The sequence below is a fragment of the Marinobacter sp. SS5-14b genome, assembly GCF_030541005.1.
Lineage (GTDB): Bacteria > Pseudomonadota > Gammaproteobacteria > Pseudomonadales > Oleiphilaceae > Marinobacter.
On sequence record NZ_JASSVM010000001.1, the window covers coordinates 655,295 to 671,387 of the forward strand.

A 16,093-nucleotide genomic window follows, 5' to 3' on the forward strand; every position below is an offset into this window, starting at 1 on the left:
TGATTGATTGATAAAAGGGGTTTTATCAACAATACTTCCCAAAAAAAGACGAACGTCATCCAACCTCGTCCGATTCTGTTGAGATTCAGCAGTCAAAGAATAACGGAGACTGGAAAGGAAAAAGCATGAAGGTACGCAAGCTTGCGGTTGCCCTGGCGCTGGCGGGAGGGCTCGGCTCCGGTATGGCTCAGGCCTTGGGGCTGGGCGAAATTGAGATGCAGTCCTGGCTGAACGAGCCGCTGGACGCAGAAATTACTTTGCGACAAAGTCGCGGGGTTGATCCCGGTGATGTCTTCGTTAACGTGGCTCCTGAAGACGCCTATCAAAGGGTCGGTCTGGATCGCCATCAGTTTCTCAGCAAACTCAGATTTGAAGTGGTCACGGGGGCTGACGGCAATCTCGTTATCAACGTTTCGTCTCGCGAAGCGTTCCGTGAGCCGTACCTGAATTTCCTGCTGGAGCTGACCTGGCCGAGCGGACGTTTGATGCGGGAGTACGCGGTACTTGTTGATCCGCCTGTCTACGCTGAGGAATCGGGTATTCAGGAGTCGGTCAGTGCACCAGCCACCGCGGCTACCCGCCAACAAACCTCAGCAACCGGGACAACCCGGAGTGCGGAATCTGTGCGTAGGCAGGCCGCGGCTGAAAGTTCTTTGTCGAGCAGCTACAGCGCCGGAAGTTTTGGCCCCACAGGACCGTCCGATACGTTGTGGACGATTGCTCAGCGAATGCGCCCGGATAACTCTGTGTCGATGCAGCAGGTGATGCTGGCGGTGCAGGATCAGAACCCGGATGCGTTTATTGGTGGCAACATCAATCGCCTGAAGCGTGGCGAAGTGTTGCGGGCGCCGACTCTTGAGCAGATTCGTAACCGGAGTCAAGCGGAAGCGACTCGGGTCGTGGCCAGGCAGAACCAGGAATTCCGGTCACCGAGACCGGTTGACGCAACCAGCACCGCTGACGCGACCTCAGCTCAGGGCCAGCCGTCCCAGAGTATGGCTGGTGATGAGCTTCGGCTTATTGCAGCTGACGAGGCCGAATCACGTACTGCAGAGCAGGGTGGTTCCGCGGGTGGTGACGGTGATGTGCCCGGCGGCGCGGATGCCGGCGCGGCTGTCGCGATGGAAGAGCTTGAAGCAACTCGTCGCGAAAACGAAGAGCTGAACTCCCGTCTCGAAGACATGCAGTCCCAGGTCGAAACGCTGCAACGTCTGCTTGAGCTGAAGAACAGTCAGTTGGCGGATATGCAGGGTATGGCTGCAGATGAAGGCGCCGGCGACAGTTCAGTTGCAGGTGAGCCTGGTCTGGAAAGTCAGGTTGCTGACGGTGAGTCAGGCCAGGATGTTACCCCGGAAGGTGCAGATACTGCCGTGGGCGAAACGGCTGAACCGGAAGCCGTGGCTGAGCAATCACCGGAAAGCCTGGCAGATTCGGTCGACAGTGGTGCTGAAGCTGCGGCAGAAGACGCGCTTTCGGCGGAAACCGGCGTTGATGCTACGCCCGGTGCGGACGCAGAACAGGTTGCAGCAGCTGACGAAGCGGCTGATGCGGTTGATGCCTCTGCTCCAGAGGTTGCCGGTACCGATACGACGCCTGTGGCGGAAGCCGAACCAGTCAAACCCAAGCCTCAGCAACCGGCCGCTGCGCCAGAGAAGGGCTTGTTCGGCAAAACGATGGACGCCATTGTCAACAACCCGATGTACCAGATTGCTCTGGGTGGCGGGTTGCTGATTCTGCTGCTGTTGTTGCTTCTGGTCGCCCGCAGAAACGCGAACCGCGAGAAAGCGTTTTATGACCAGTTGAACGCCGAGGACAGCGGCGAGAAAGACAGCTTTGACCTGACTCTGGATGATGAAGATGAATCGGAAGCAGTCGGTGAAGGCGATGTATTGGCCGAAGCAGAAACCTACATTGCTTATGGTCGTCACGACCAGGCCGCCCAGGTTCTTGAGACTGCCATTTCTCGTGAGCCAAGCCGGACCGATCTGCGTCTGAAATTGCTTGAGGTCTATGCAGACAATCAGGACCGCGATGCGTTTGAAAAACAGTACGGTGAGGTTGAGGCGCTCAATGATGAGGCGGCGCTTTTGCAGGCCGAGAACCTGAAGGAGCGGCTCGAAGAAGCTGAGGCAGTGCCCAGCATTGATGATCTGGAAAGCCAGCTTCGTTCGGATTCGTTCAATGCAGGAGCCACAAGCTCTGATGAAGCTGTCAGCGACGACGAGTGGGCTCTTTCCGACGAGCTGAAGGAAGACGAGTTCGACGCCTCTAAGGATGAGGTGCCCGAGAACGAGTTTGGTGAACTGGAATCGGATGTTGCGGAAGAGACCGGGTCCCGTGAGGATCTGATTGAGTACGATCTGTCCGGGATTGAAAAGTCAGACGGCTCCGCTGATGTCGAAGATACCGAAGAGCGCCTCGATGAAGAGAGTGACTTCTCATCTCTGGAAATGGATATCGAGTCTGATTCAGGTGAGAGAAAGTCGGATGACGCCTTGGCGGATGACGACTTTGCCCTCGACTTCGACGTTGAAGAACCAGAGGAGCTGAAAGAGTCAGCTGACCTGTCTGAGGACGATCTTGACCTGGGCCTTGGCGAAAACCTGGACTCAGAAGGTGAGCTGGAGCCTGAAGCTGAACTGGATCTTGGAAGTGAGCTGGACAGTGAGCTGGATAGTGAATTGGACAGTGAATTGGACAGTGAATTGGATAGTGGTTCTGACGCAGAGCCAGAGTTGCCGTCACTGTCTGACGATGAAGAGTTGAGTGTACTCGGCGAGCAGCCTGAGGATGATCTTGAGTCGGGCGTAGAGGGGTTGGATGAGTCCTTCCTGGATGAGCTCGATGCAGAGCTTGAGAAAGCCGAAGAAGAAAGCGACTCAGCCGAACTGGATTTGAACGAATCCAGCCTGGATGATCTCGAACTTGATGTGTCTGATGAAGATCTGGCGCTGATGGAGGAGTTCTCAGAAGCTGACAAAACCGGATTGCCCGAAGAGTCGACGTCCTCGTTGGATGAAGAGCTGGGTCTGGAAGATGCTTTCGAGAGCTTTGACTCGGATGCTGAGCTGGCCGATACCGATGCCGACGTGCCTTCTCTGGAGCCGGAAGACTCGGCGGAGCCGGTTAAGGAAGCAGGCGGGTCTTCAGGTGCGCTGGACATCAACGACAGTGATCTGGGCGATGATGACGATTTCGACTTCCTCGCTGGAACGGACGAAGCCGCCACGAAACTCGACCTGGCCCGCGCCTACATCGAGATGGGTGACAGTGATGGTGCCCGGGATATTCTCGAGGAAGTGGCCCTTGAGGGTACGGATGAGCAGAAAACGGAAGCGCAGGAGCTTCTTAAAAATCTCTCCTGATCCGTTATAATCAATCCTTAACGGCAATAGCGCCGGCCATTGAGCCGGCGCTTTGTTTTTCAGACCCCAGAAAACCGGACTTACACTTGTTTCTAAAGCCGCAACCTCTAACCACAGACGAGCCGATCGGTAATGGTCGGGTCATTATTATTTTCGAGTATGATGGCCACGGGTTCCACGGATGGCAGCAGCAAAAGAGTGGTGTGCGGTCGGTTCAGGCAGAGCTCGCCAAGGCAGTGGAGAAGGTCGCTGACCACCCGGTAGAGCTGGTTTGTGCTGGTCGCACCGATGCCGGGGTGCATGCGAGCTTTCAGGTCGCTCATTTCGACACCGCGTCGGTTCGAACACTTCGCTCGTGGGTCATGGGGATCAATACCGCGCTACCCGCTGATATCGCGGTCCACTGGGCCGGTCCCGGTGTCGAGGACTTCCATGCACGGTTTTCTGCGATATACCGGCGCTATCGTTACATCATTCTTAATCACCCGGTGCGTCCGGGTATTCAGCGTGGTCAGGTCAGCTGGAATTTCCGGCCCCTTGACACCGAGAGAATGCATACGGCTGCACAAGCCTTGCAGGGTGAGCATGATTTTTCATCGTTCCGGGCTGCAGGTTGTCAATCCCGAACACCGGTTCGGTTTCTCGAAAATATTTCAGTAACCCGTTGTGGGGATTACGTCGTAATAGATGTGCAGGCCAATGCATTTCTGCATCATATGGTACGTAACATCGCGGGTGCATTGATGGCAGTTGGTTCAGGGATTCAGCCGGTAGAATGGGTTGCGGAAGTGCTTGAGGCCCGTAACCGAAAGCTTGCAGGGGTGACTGCACCGCCTTATGGTTTGTACCTGGTTGATGTTGGCTATCCTGATCAATTCGCCTTGCCCCAGGCCCTTTGTGGCCCAGCGTTTGCTACTCCGTGGTTTTCTGAGCAGGCAAATCTGCCTATTCAGCCGACACATATACATCGAAAACAGCCGGTAACGTAATGACGATGACCCGAGTGAAGATCTGTGGCCTGACCCGAGAGCAGGACATTGATGCTGCGGTGGCCAGCGGGGCAGACTCCGTTGGTTTCGTATTCTACGAACCGAGTCCACGAGCCGTTTCGATCGAACAGGCCCGGAAGTTGGTGGCCCGAGTGCCGGCGTTTGTGACCGTCACGGGTTTGTTTGTGAACCCCGAGATCGAGTTTGTGAAAGCCGTGCTTGAGGCGGTCCCGCTGGATTTACTGCAGTTTCATGGCGATGAAACAGCAGCATTCTGTGCGTCTTTCGGGCGACGCTGGATAAAGGCGATCAGGGTTCGGGAATCCGGGCAGATAGAGCAAGCGTTTGCAGTGTATAGCAAAGCCTCCGGATTGCTGGTTGATGCCTGGGATCCGGACCGGTATGGAGGAACGGGCCAGTCTTTCAACTGGCAGTTGATTCCAGAGAAACGCCCGCTGCCGTTGATATTGGCCGGTGGGTTGTCATCTGATAACGTAGCTCGCGCCATTGAAAACGTGCGCCCCTGGGCAGTGGATGTCAGCGGCGGGGTAGAGCTGAGCAAAGGTAAGAAAGACGCCACCAAACTATCTGAATTTTTCAAAGAGGTGCACCGTGTCTGTAAAATTGACTGATGATATGTTGAAGGCGCTTCCGGATTCCCGTGGTCACTTCGGTGCCTTCGGTGGCCGGTTTGTGTCAGAAACCCTGATGGATTCCCTGATGACGCTGGAGAAAGAATATCTGCGCCTGAAGGACGACGCCGACTTCCAGGCTGAATTCGACAAAGACCTCGCAGATTATGTTGGCCGGCCGAGCCCTCTTTATTTCGCCGAGCGGTTGACCCGGGAAACCGGTGGCGCGCAGATTTGGCTAAAAAGGGAAGACCTTAACCACACGGGTGCACATAAGGTTAACAACACGATCGGACAGGCTCTGCTGGCCAGGTTCCTCGGAAAAAAGCGGATTATTGCTGAAACCGGCGCCGGCCAGCACGGTGTCGCCACGGCAACGGTTTGCGCGCGGCTCGGTCTGGAATGCCATGTTTTCATGGGCTCTGAAGATGTCAAACGCCAATCGCTGAACGTTTACCGCATGAAGCTGCTTGGTGCGACTGTGCACGCGGTTGAAAGCGGCACCAAAACCCTGAAAGACGCCATGAACGATGCCATGCGTGATTGGGTGGCGAACGTTGACGAAACCTTCTATATCATAGGCACCGTCGCTGGCCCGCATCCGTATCCGCTGTTGGTTCGTGATTTTCAGTCGGTGATTGGCCGTGAATTGCGCCGGCAGTCGATGGAGAAAGTTGGTAAGCTCCCTGATGCGCTGGTGGCGTGTGTGGGTGGCGGCTCTAACGCGATCGGAATGTTTTACCCTTTCCTGACGGATGAGTCTGTTGAGTTGTACGGTGTTGAAGCCGGCGGGCTTGGTATTGCAACCGGGCAACATGCTGCGCCACTTTGCGCGGGGCGCCCGGGTGTACTTCATGGTAATCGTACCTATCTGATGGAAGATGAAAACGGTCAGATTGCGGGTACGCACTCTGTCAGTGCTGGCCTGGACTACCCCGGCGTCGGCCCGGAGCACTCGTGGTTAAAGGATATCGGTCGCGCCAACTATGTATCAGTGACCGACGAGGAAGCATTGGCCGGGTTCCGCACGCTGACGCAGGTGGAAGGTATTATGCCGGCGCTTGAGTCCGCTCATGCGGTGGCGTACGCACTCAAACTCGCAGCTACCATGGACAAAGACAAGATGCTTGTCATCAACGTGTCTGGTCGCGGTGATAAGGACATTCATACCATCGCCCAGTTGGATGGCATTGAGATCTGAAGGGATCAGGAGCAGGCATGAGCCGTATTGAAGGTGTACTGAAATCTCTGAAGGATCAAGGCCGCAAGGCCTTGATCCCTTACATTACTGCCGGCGATCCACACCCGGATCAGACCGTCGAACTGATGCATACCCTGGTAAAAGCGGGCGCTGATATTATTGAGCTTGGCGTGCCATTTTCTGACCCCATGGCAGACGGTCCCGTCATTCAGCTGGCTTGCGAGCGGGCACTGAAGCATGGCACATCTCTGCGCCAGGTGATCGGGATGGTTCGGGAATTCCGAAAAACCGACAGTGCTACGCCCGTTGTCCTGATGGGGTATCTGAATCCGATGGAGGCCATGGGCTACGAAGCCTTTGCCGATGCCTCTGCGGATGCGGGTATCGATGGTGTATTGACCGTGGATCTGCCTCCGGAAGAGGCAGACGATGTTGCACCGCTGTTTTCGCAGCGGGGCATGGATCCGATTTTCCTGTTGGCACCCACCACCACCGATAGCCGGATCAAAGCAATCAGCGAGCACTCATCCGGTTATGTGTACTATGTTTCTATCAAGGGTGTAACCGGTTCGGCTACCATTAACGTGGAGGAAGTGGCTGCCAAGGTGGCCCATATTCACGAATTGACCGCGCTTCCCGTAGGAGTGGGCTTTGGCATTAGGGATGCGAAAACAGCAGGTGCCATTGGCAAAGTATCCGATGGTGTAATTGTTGGTAGCGTGCTGGTGGATACAATAGCCCGACACCAATCAGATCCGGGCGCCCTGAATAAGGCGTTGTACGATCTGTTGTACCCGATGCGCGAAGCTCTGGATAGCCTTGCCCCCTGAGTAACGATTATCCAGGCATCAAAGGACAGGATGAAAGCATGAGTAACTGGCTGGACAAGATCATGCCGAGCAAGATTCGCTCGGAATCACGGCAACGCACCGGTGTACCGGAAGGGTTGTGGAAGAAATGCCCCAAGTGTGGCGCTTTTCTGTATAAGCCGGAACTCGAAAAGAATCTTGATGTTTGCCCGAAATGTAACCATCACCTGCGAGTGTCTGCCCGCCGGCGCCTGGATATCTTTCTTGATAAAGATGGTCGTGAGGAAATCGCTGCAAATCTGGAGCCGTCTGACCGACTGAAGTTTAAAGACACGAAACGCTACAAGGATCGCCTGTCGGCAGCCCAGAAGGCCACGGGTGAAAAAGACGCGCTGATTGCGATGAGCGGCACGACCATGGGTGTGCCTCTGGTTGCCTGCGCCTTTGAATTTAATTTTCTGGGCGGCTCGATGGGGCAGGTGGTGGGCGAGAAATTCGTGCAGGCTGCGAATGTGGCGCTTGAACGTCGCATTCCGCTGGTGTGCTTCGCTGCCAGTGGCGGTGCGCGCATGCAGGAAGCCATTCTCTCGCTCATGCAGATGGCCAAGACCGCCGCTGTTCTGGAGCGCATGAAGCAGGAAGGCATTCCCTACATTTCAGTGATGACAGACCCTGTGTTTGGTGGTGTGTCCGCCAGCCTGGCAATGCTTGGGGATCTGAATATTGCTGAGCCGTTTGCCCTGATTGGCTTTGCCGGTCCCCGGGTTATCGAGCAGACGGTCCGGGAGAAGTTGCCGGAGGGTTTCCAGCGCAGCGAGTTCCTGCTTGAACATGGTGCCATCGATATGATTTTGCATCGTCACCAGATGCGGGAAAGAATTGCCCATGTGCTTGCCAAATTTACCGGGCAGGAAAAGCCAGGTACGGAAGCGCCCATTGAGTTCGAAATTACGGAAAAGCCGGACACAGATGAAGTTGTCGAGTAACGGCGTTACGGAAGCATCCGGTAGCCCGGCGCCGGGTGCTTCCGTTGATCAATGGCTTCACTGGCTGGAAGCCATCCACCCCACCGAAATTGACCTGGGCCTTGATCGCGTGCTGGTTGTCTTGCGCCGGCTGTTCCCTCGTAAGCCAGACGCCCGGATTATCACGGTTGCAGGTACGAACGGCAAAGGTACAACGGTCGCCACTCTTGAGCATTTGCTGAGATTAGGTGGCAGAACCACCGGTGCCTATACCTCCCCTCATTTGCAGAGATATAACGAGCGCGTCCGCCTGAACGGCGTGGATATCACGGATGCTGAGCTGGTGTCCGCTTTTGAGAAGGTTGAGGCGGCAAGACGCTCGGTGTCGTTGACCTATTTCGAGTTCGGTACCCTCGCTGCGTTTGTCGCCTTTGAGCGTGCCGGCGTGCAGGACTGGGTGCTTGAGGTTGGCCTCGGTGGGCGGCTTGATGCGGTGAATGTCATGGACGCTGATTACGCGGTGATTACCTCCATCGATATTGATCACATTGGCTTTCTCGGTGATAACCGGGAAGTGATCGGGTTCGAGAAAGCGGGCATCCTTCGGCGTGGAATTACGGCCGTGTGTGCGGACCCTGCGCCGCCGTCGTCGGTTCTGCAGCAGGCTGCGGCACAGAAGGTGGATCTGCTTCTCACGGGTAGGGATTATCAGATTGAAACAGCCCGTGACGGCGTGGAAACGGTTGATCTGATCCTCGAAGGGTGCAGAATTGCGTTGCCCGCAGGGCCGTTACCGGTCGAAAGTGTTGCTGCGGCCGTTGTATTGGCAACCCGATTGTTACCAGGTGTTGATGCCGATGTGCTCAGCCAGGGCGCTCGCTCTGTCCGGGTTCCCGGCCGCTTCGAGCAGTTGGCGCGAAGCCCTGCTGTAATTGTGGACGTCGGCCATAATCCCCATGCGGCGCAGTGGTTGGCAGCCAGGCTCTCAGTCTTGAAGCGCCGGGATGGCGGGCGGGTCGTTGGTGTCTATGGGGCTCTGGCCGACAAAGATGTTGAAGGTGTTGTCGCTGCCATGGTGCCCGTTGTGGACTCCTGGCATCTGGCCGGGCTGGCTGTGCCGAGGGGGCTGAGCGCTGAAGCTCTCAGGGCTCGGGCTGGTGGCCTGTCTGGTGTCCGTGCTCATGCAACGGTCACGGACGCATTGTCTGTTGCGGTGGCGCAGGCGGCACCAGAAGACTGTATTGTTGTGTTCGGCTCGTTCTTTACGGTTGCCGAGGCGAGGCAAATGCTGGTTCCCGAACCGTCTTAAACTTTGTCCATGGCATTGCCCGGGGCTTCAGTTATCAAATCGTCGCGGTTACTATCAGTTCGAAACAGGCAGAAAAAGGGAGTGCTCTCAGGTGGATGGGTTGAAACAACGGATCATTGGTGCGCTGGTTCTGATTTCCCTGGCGGTTATTTTTGTGCCAATGATCTTTGATGAGCCCCATTCCCAGCGGCAGACCACGCCGATTACCATTCCCGAAGAGCCGCCATTCCCCGAAGTTGATATGCCCGCCGGGCCAGACAGTGAAGGCCAGGATTACGGCCTGTCTCCCGAGCCTGTTACGACCTCCGAGCCAGATTCAGCATCCGCACCGGGCTTCCGTATGATAGAAGGTGACGACGTGCAAGCGGCGCAGCCCGTTGCAACGCAGGAGCCGGAGCTGTCCCCAGAGCCACAGCCTGAAGCGCAGGCGGCGCAAGAACCCGAAGAGCCAGAAGTTCAAACACCCATTGACCAGCCTGAGAAAGCCGAGTTTACCCGCTCCCTTGAGGGTGCCTGGGTGGTTCAGTTGGGTAGCTTTGGCAATGAAGACAACGCGCGCAGGCTGAGAGACAAGGTACTGGAAATGGGGCTGGGTGCGCACTTGCAGCAGTTCTCCCGCGGCGACACCACGTTAACCCGTGTATTCAGTGGCCCGTTCGTCAACCGTACCGAGGCGGACAAAGCCAAGGCGGTTCTGGACAAAGAGTTCGGGCTCAAAAGCCTGGTCACTCAGGGTGGCAAATAATCCCTTTGCAGTAGAATTATGTGCAGAGGGCAGTTTGGTGCGCATCGGTTTCCTGATAGAATCCGCCTTTCGTTTTCTCCAGCGGGTTGTTCATGGAATCGCTGATCTGGATTGACTGGGTCATCATTGCCCTTATTTCTGTCTCTACGCTCATCAGTTTGAAGCGGGGATTCGTGCGCGAAGCCCTGTCGCTGGTGACCTGGATCGGTGCCTTTATTATTGCCCGTACCTTTCACCCGCAGATGCAGTCGCTGCTGGAGTCTACGGTCGAAACTCCGCTGGTTCGCCTGATTGCTGCGTTTGCAATTCTGTTTTTCGGCACCCTGATAGTCGGTGCCATTATCAACAATCTTATTGGTCACCTGGTCCGGGCAACCGGCCTCTCAGCTACGGATCGTGTGCTGGGCATGGGGTTTGGTCTGCTTCGCGGCGTGGTTGTGGTGATTGTGGCCATTGCCTTCACCCGTTACACCCCTCTGGCGCAAGACACCTGGTGGCAAACGTCAGTGATGATCGAGCGCCTTGCTGTAGTAGAGGACTGGTCTCGCCGGACGTTTGGTGATGAATTTGCCCGATTCCTGGGGCCTGCCGAAAACGGATCAAACGGCACAGAACAAGCCGCTGATCCGAAAGACGTGGAATCCACGCCTTTACCCGCTAACATTCAGTTTTAACACTCGGAGAATTTTCCAGCCATGTGTGGCATTGTCGGTATTGTCAGTACTTCTAACGTCAATCAGCTGCTTTATGATGCGCTGACCGTTCTACAACACCGTGGCCAGGATGCGGCGGGTATCGTTACCTTCCAGGATAACCGGTTCTTTTTGCGCAAAGACAACGGTTTGGTGCGGGACGTTTTTCACACCCGGCATATGCGCAGGCTGGTGGGCAACGTGGGTATCGGCCATGTTCGGTATCCGACTGCCGGAAGCTCAAGCTCCTCAGAGGCGCAGCCGTTTTACGTCAATAGCCCTTATGGCATTACTCTGGCCCACAACGGCAACCTGACCAATGCCGACGAACTGAGCAGTGACCTGTTCCGCACGGACCTTCGTCATATCAACACCAATTCCGATTCGGAAGTGCTCCTGAACGTGTTTGCCCATGAGCTTCAGAAGCTGGGTAAGCTGAACCCGACCAAAGATGAAATCTTTTCGGCGGTTCGTGCGGTTCACCAACGTTGTCGCGGCGCCTATGCGGTGATTGCGATGATCACCGGCTATGGAATTGTCGGGTTCCGGGATCCCAACGGCATTCGCCCGGCCTGTTACGGCGTTCGCGAAAGCGACGACGGTCAGAAAGAGTACATGATTGCCTCGGAAAGCGTGGCTTTGAGTGCGGCTGGCTTTACTCTGGTTCGGGATATTGCGCCCGGTGAAGCGGTTTATATCGAAACGGATGGCACTCTGTACACCGAGCAGTGTGCTGAATCGCCCAAGTTGTATCCCTGTATTTTTGAACACGTGTATTTCGCCCGACCGGACTCCGTTATGGATCGGGTTTCGGTCTACAAGGCCCGCTTGAGAATGGGTGAGGTTCTGGCTGACAAGATTTTGCGAGACCGTCCGGAGCACGACATTGATGTGGTCATTCCGATTCCGGACACCAGTCGCACCTCTGCCATGCAGATGGCCTTTCAGCTTGGAGTAAAGTACCGGGAGGGCTTCATCAAAAATCGCTACATCGGCCGGACGTTCATCATGCCGGGCCAGAAGATGCGGAAGAAGTCGGTTCGCCAGAAGCTTAACCCGATTGATCTCGAATTCCGTGGCAAGAACGTCATGCTCGTTGACGACTCCATTGTGCGGGGTACGACCTGTAAAGAGATTGTGCAGATGGCGCGGGATGCCGGCGCTCGTAACGTCTATTTTGCGTCTGCTGCGCCCCCTGTCCGGTATCCGAACGTTTACGGCATCGATATGCCGTCAGCCAGTGAGCTGATCGCCCATGATCGGACGGTTGAGGATGTGCGGGACTTGATTGGTGCTGACTGGCTGGTCTATCAAGACCTTGAGGACCTGATTGCCTGCGTTAGCGATGTCAATGACGACATTGATGGCTGGGAATGTTCTGTGTTCACCGGGGACTATGTCACCGGCGACGTGGACGATGCCTATCTGAATCGCCTTGACGACATGCGCAAGGATGAGAGCCGTTCGGGTGGCGAAATGTCAGACTCGGACAATGCCATCATCGATCTTCATAATGACGAAGACTGAAATATCGCCAATTGCATCAGGAGTACGCCATGACTCACGGTCGTGAAGAACACCTCTGGATTCCTGAATCCGATCTGGAGGGTATGTCGGTTGATACGTTGGCCGTCAGGGCAGGGCAGATCCGCACCGGGCAGTTGGAGCACAGTGATGCCATTTTCCCGACTTCCAGTTTCGTCTATGGCAGCGCGGCGCAGGCGGCAGCCCGGTTTGGCGGTGAGGAACCGGGTAACATCTATTCGCGTTTCACCAACCCGACCGTGCAGGCTTTCGAAGCCCGCATAGCGGCGATGGAAGGCGGCGAAAAGGCGGTTGCCACAGCGTCTGGTATGGCAGCCATCCTCAGTACCTGCATGGCTTTGTTACAGTCTGGCGATCATGTCATCTGCTCCCGGGGAGTGTTTGGCACCACGAACGTTCTGTTCCAGAAGTACATGGCGCGGTTCGGCGTACAGACCACGTTTGTGAGCCTGACAGATATGGATGAATGGCGTTCTGCCGTGCGCCCTGAAACCCGCATGCTCTTTATTGAAACGCCGTCCAACCCGTTGTGTGAAGTGGCAGACCTGGAGCAACTGTCGGCACTGGCAAAAGCTAACGACGCGTTGTTTGTTGTAGATAACTGCTTCTGCACACCGGTTCTTCAGCGCCCGCTGGAGCAGGGGGCTGATCTGGTCATCCACTCTGCCACCAAGTATCTGGATGGCCAGGGGCGCTGTGTCGGCGGTGTTGTCGTGGGGCCGGCCAGGTATCTGGATGAGGTCTACGGTTTTCTGCGCTCGGCGGGCCCGACCATGAGCCCCTTCAATGCCTGGGTTTTTCAGAAGGGGCTGGAAACCTTACCGATCCGTATGCGAGCCCACTGTGACAATGCGTTAGAGTTGGCGCTATGGCTGGAATCACAGCCAGCGGTTGAACGGGTTTACTATGCCGGGCTTGAAAGCCACCCCCAGCATGCGCTGGCGAAAAAGCAGCAAAGTGGCTTTGGCGGTGTGCTGTCCTTTGAGCTGAAAGGCGGGCGGGAAGAGGCCTGGCGCTTTATTGACAGCACCCGGATGATTTCCATTACAGCAAACCTGGGCGATGTGAAAACGACCATTACCCACCCGGCAACCACCACCCATGGGCGCTTGTCTCCGGAAGACAAGGCGAGAGCGGGTATTACTGAAAATCTGGTCCGGCTTTCGGTAGGCATTGAAGCCATAGACGACCTGAAAACCGATCTCGAAAGGGGTTTTCAGGCACTGAAAGACTAAACTTACACACGGTTTGAGTATTCATGGCGGAAACCGCTAAAGCGAAGAAATCTGTATCCACTGAACTGACAGACAAACAAAAGCGCTTTCGCCGCCTGATGGCCCAGGGGGCCAGAGAGGGTGCTGTTCTTGGCCTGATCGTTTTGTGTATCTATCTGGCCATGGCGCTGTTTACCTTCAGCCACTCCGATCCCGGCTGGGCGAGTATTGGCCACGACATGACGGTCCAGAACGATGCTGGCCGAACCGGTGCCTGGCTCGCCAGCCTTCTGATGGACTTTTTCGGACACGTTTCCTGGTTGTTCCCGGTGATGGTGGCGGGTTACGCCATCATGCTCATCCGCTTGCGAAACCAGCCTCTTGACCTGCACTGGCCGCTGTTCCTTGTGCGGTTTGGTGGGTTCGTCCTGATTTTGCTGTCATCGACCAGCCTGCTTTCGCTGTACTCTCTGTTTGGCCTCGGTATGTCGTCCGGTGGCGTGTTGGGCACCGCTGTGTCTGAAGCCATGGTGCGCTTCTTCAACCTTCCGGCCACCACGCTGTTGTTGATTGCCATCTTTTTGTTTGCCTTGACGGTTACAACCGGTCTTTCCTGGTTCCGGCTCATGGACCGGGTGGGTGGCTTAACGCTCAAGGCTGGCCTGGCGGTCAAAGCCCTGTTGAGGCAAAAGCCCAAAATTCCGGAGCATGCTGCCAAACCGGAGCCGGCCCCGGAGCCCCCTGTCGTCAATGCCAGGGTGAAAGGGCCAGAGCCAAAAGCAACCAAGGGGGTCAAAGATTCCTGGTGGCGCCGTTTGTTTGGTAAGAAATCCGGACATGCAGAGCAGGATCATGGCGGGACGCCCGGAAAACAACGTAAAGAGCCCGCTATCGAAGGTCTACCCTCTGCGGATCCCGAACCAGCCCGAATCGAGAGCTTCAGCTCCCGGGATGCGGAGCCCGTAGCGCCGAAGCCTGCTGCGGTGCCCAAACCGGCTGAAAAGCCTGCAGGGCGGTCACTCAAGATTGCGCCGTTTAAAAAAGACGATCAGGGCGGCCCAGGAAAAAAAGCCGACAGCAAACAGGGTTCGCTGCTTGAGGACATCGAAAGCCTGATTCCGCCGATTACGCTTCTGGACCCGCCAGAGGAACACAAAGAGCGCGGTTATTCCGAGGAATCCCTGGAGCATATGTCGCGCCTGCTGGAAGAGAAGCTGGCAGATTTCGGGGTTACCGTCGAAGTGGTCGAGGTGAATCCCGGGCCCGTGATCACCCGATTTGAGATCAAACCGGCTGCAGGCGTGAAAGTCAGCAAGATTTCCAACCTGGCCAAAGACCTTGCTCGGTCGTTGGCGGTGTTGAGCGTGAGGGTGGTCGAGGTCATCCCCGGCAAGTCGGTTGTGGGTATTGAAATACCAAACGAAGAACGGGAAATCGTTCGCTTGAGTGAAGTGTTGAGTGCCCGGGTCTTTATTGACTCGGCCTCACCGCTCACTCTGGCGCTGGGGAACGATATTGGTGGCAACCCGATGGTTGCAAACCTGGCCAAGATGCCCCACCTGCTGGTGGCTGGTACCACCGGGTCCGGTAAATCGGTGGGGGTCAACGCCATGCTTCTGAGCATGCTGCTGAAGGCTGGCCCGGAAGACGTCCGCTTTATCATGGTGGATCCGAAGATGCTCGAATTGAGCATCTACGACGGTATTCCACACCTGCTGGCTCCGGTTGTGACTGACATGAAAGAGGCTGCCAATGCCCTGCGCTGGTGTGTGGCTGAGATGGAGCGTCGTTACCGGTTGATGGCAAACCTGGGGGTTCGCAACATTGCCGGTTATAACAAAAAGGTCAAAGATGCACGGGCGGAAGGCGAGCCTTTACTTGACCCGCTCTGGAAACCGGATGAGTACCTGGCGAACGACGAGCAGGAACGCCCGGAGCTCGAGACCTTACCGTTTATTGTGGTGGTCATTGATGAATTTGCCGACATGATGATGATTGTCGGCAAAAAAGTGGAAGAGTTGATCGCGCGTATTGCCCAGAAAGCCCGGGCAGCAGGCATTCACCTTATTCTCGCCACCCAGCGGCCATCGGTGGATGTCATCACCGGTTTGATCAAGGCCAACATTCCCACGCGTATGTCGTTCCAGGTGTCGTCGAAAATCGATTCCAGAACCGTGCTTGATCAGGGCGGGGCTGAACAGTTGCTTGGCCACGGCGACATGTTGTACTTGCCGCCCGGTTCGGGCCTGCCGGTACGTGTGCATGGTGCTTTCGTGGATGATGACGAAGTGCACAGGGTGGTCAGTGCCTGGAAAGCCAGGGGCGAACCTGAGTATATCGACGACGTGCTCAGCGGCGCCGAAGGGGAGTACCTTCCGGGTGTGCCCAGCCTGAGCGATGGCGGCGCCGGTGGCGGCGATGAGGGCGATGCACTGTTTGATGAGGCCGTTGCCTTCGTCACTGAAAACCGCAGAGTGTCGATCTCTTCGGTACAGCGTAAATTCAAAATAGGCTACAACCGTGCCGCCAATCTGGTGGATGCTATGGAAGCTTCGGGGGTAGTCAGCCCGGCGGGCCATAATGGTGCCAGGGAAGTTCTGGCACCGCCGCCTCCAAGAGACTAGGAG

General features: G+C 56.2%; 12 protein-coding genes. All 12 read left to right on the forward strand.

Annotated elements, in window-relative coordinates; all coding sequences use genetic code 11:
• Positions 1 to 125: 125 nt before the first annotated feature.
• The 12 genes from QPL95_RS03015 (at position 126) to QPL95_RS03070 (ending at position 16,090) form a co-directional block, all read left to right on the forward strand.
• Positions 126 to 3,365, forward strand: a complete 3,240-nt coding sequence (locus QPL95_RS03015; protein WP_303289514.1) for a FimV/HubP family polar landmark protein — start codon at positions 126 to 128, stop codon at positions 3,363 to 3,365.
• An 86-nt stretch (positions 3,366 to 3,451) separates the two neighbouring features.
• The gene (gene truA, locus QPL95_RS03020; protein ID WP_303289515.1) at positions 3,452 to 4,354 is read left to right on the forward strand and encodes a tRNA pseudouridine(38-40) synthase TruA; all 903 of its coding nucleotides are present in this window, start codon (positions 3,452 to 3,454) and stop codon (positions 4,352 to 4,354) included.
• Positions 4,354 to 4,986: a phosphoribosylanthranilate isomerase gene (locus QPL95_RS03025; protein WP_303289516.1), complete on the forward strand. Its 633-nt coding sequence runs from the start codon at positions 4,354 to 4,356 to the stop codon at positions 4,984 to 4,986. The genes truA and QPL95_RS03025 overlap by 1 nt, the downstream gene beginning before the upstream one ends.
• 4 nt (positions 4,987 to 4,990) lie before the next feature.
• Positions 4,991 to 6,187 carry a tryptophan synthase subunit beta gene (gene trpB / locus QPL95_RS03030; protein WP_368389722.1) on the forward strand — a complete coding sequence of 399 codons (1,197 nt, stop codon included), beginning with the start codon at positions 4,991 to 4,993 and terminating at the stop codon, positions 6,185 to 6,187.
• Positions 6,188 to 6,204: 17 nt separating this feature from the next.
• Positions 6,205 to 7,017 (forward strand): tryptophan synthase subunit alpha, encoded by an 813-nt coding sequence (trpA, locus tag QPL95_RS03035; RefSeq protein WP_303289517.1) that lies wholly within the window; start codon positions 6,205 to 6,207, stop codon positions 7,015 to 7,017.
• Positions 7,018 to 7,055: 38 nt separating this feature from the next.
• On the forward strand, positions 7,056 to 7,982 hold the full coding sequence (accD, locus tag QPL95_RS03040) for an acetyl-CoA carboxylase, carboxyltransferase subunit beta (RefSeq protein ID WP_303289518.1): 927 nt from the start codon (positions 7,056 to 7,058) through the stop codon (positions 7,980 to 7,982).
• A complete protein-coding gene (gene folC / locus QPL95_RS03045; protein ID WP_303289519.1) occupies positions 7,966 to 9,270 on the forward strand; it encodes a bifunctional tetrahydrofolate synthase/dihydrofolate synthase in 1,305 nt (434 codons plus the stop codon). Before accD ends, folC begins: the two co-directional genes overlap by 17 nt.
• A 91-nt stretch (positions 9,271 to 9,361) precedes the next feature.
• Complete coding sequence (locus tag QPL95_RS03050) at positions 9,362 to 10,015, forward strand: SPOR domain-containing protein (protein ID WP_303289520.1); 654 nt, start codon at positions 9,362 to 9,364, stop codon at positions 10,013 to 10,015.
• A gap of 92 nt (positions 10,016 to 10,107) precedes the next feature.
• Positions 10,108 to 10,689 (forward strand): CvpA family protein, encoded by a 582-nt coding sequence (locus QPL95_RS03055; protein WP_303289521.1) that lies wholly within the window; start codon positions 10,108 to 10,110, stop codon positions 10,687 to 10,689.
• Between the two features lie 21 nt (positions 10,690 to 10,710).
• Positions 10,711 to 12,234, forward strand: a complete 1,524-nt coding sequence (gene purF, locus QPL95_RS03060) for an amidophosphoribosyltransferase (RefSeq protein ID WP_303289522.1) — start codon at positions 10,711 to 10,713, stop codon at positions 12,232 to 12,234.
• Positions 12,235 to 12,263: 29 nt separating this feature from the next.
• The gene (locus QPL95_RS03065; RefSeq protein WP_303289523.1) at positions 12,264 to 13,487 is read left to right on the forward strand and encodes an O-succinylhomoserine sulfhydrylase; all 1,224 of its coding nucleotides are present in this window, start codon (positions 12,264 to 12,266) and stop codon (positions 13,485 to 13,487) included.
• Positions 13,488 to 13,510: 23 nt separating this feature from the next.
• Entirely contained in the window at positions 13,511 to 16,090 is a 2,580-nt protein-coding gene (locus QPL95_RS03070) for a DNA translocase FtsK (protein ID WP_303289524.1), read from the forward strand.
• Positions 16,091 to 16,093 lie beyond the last annotated feature (3 nt).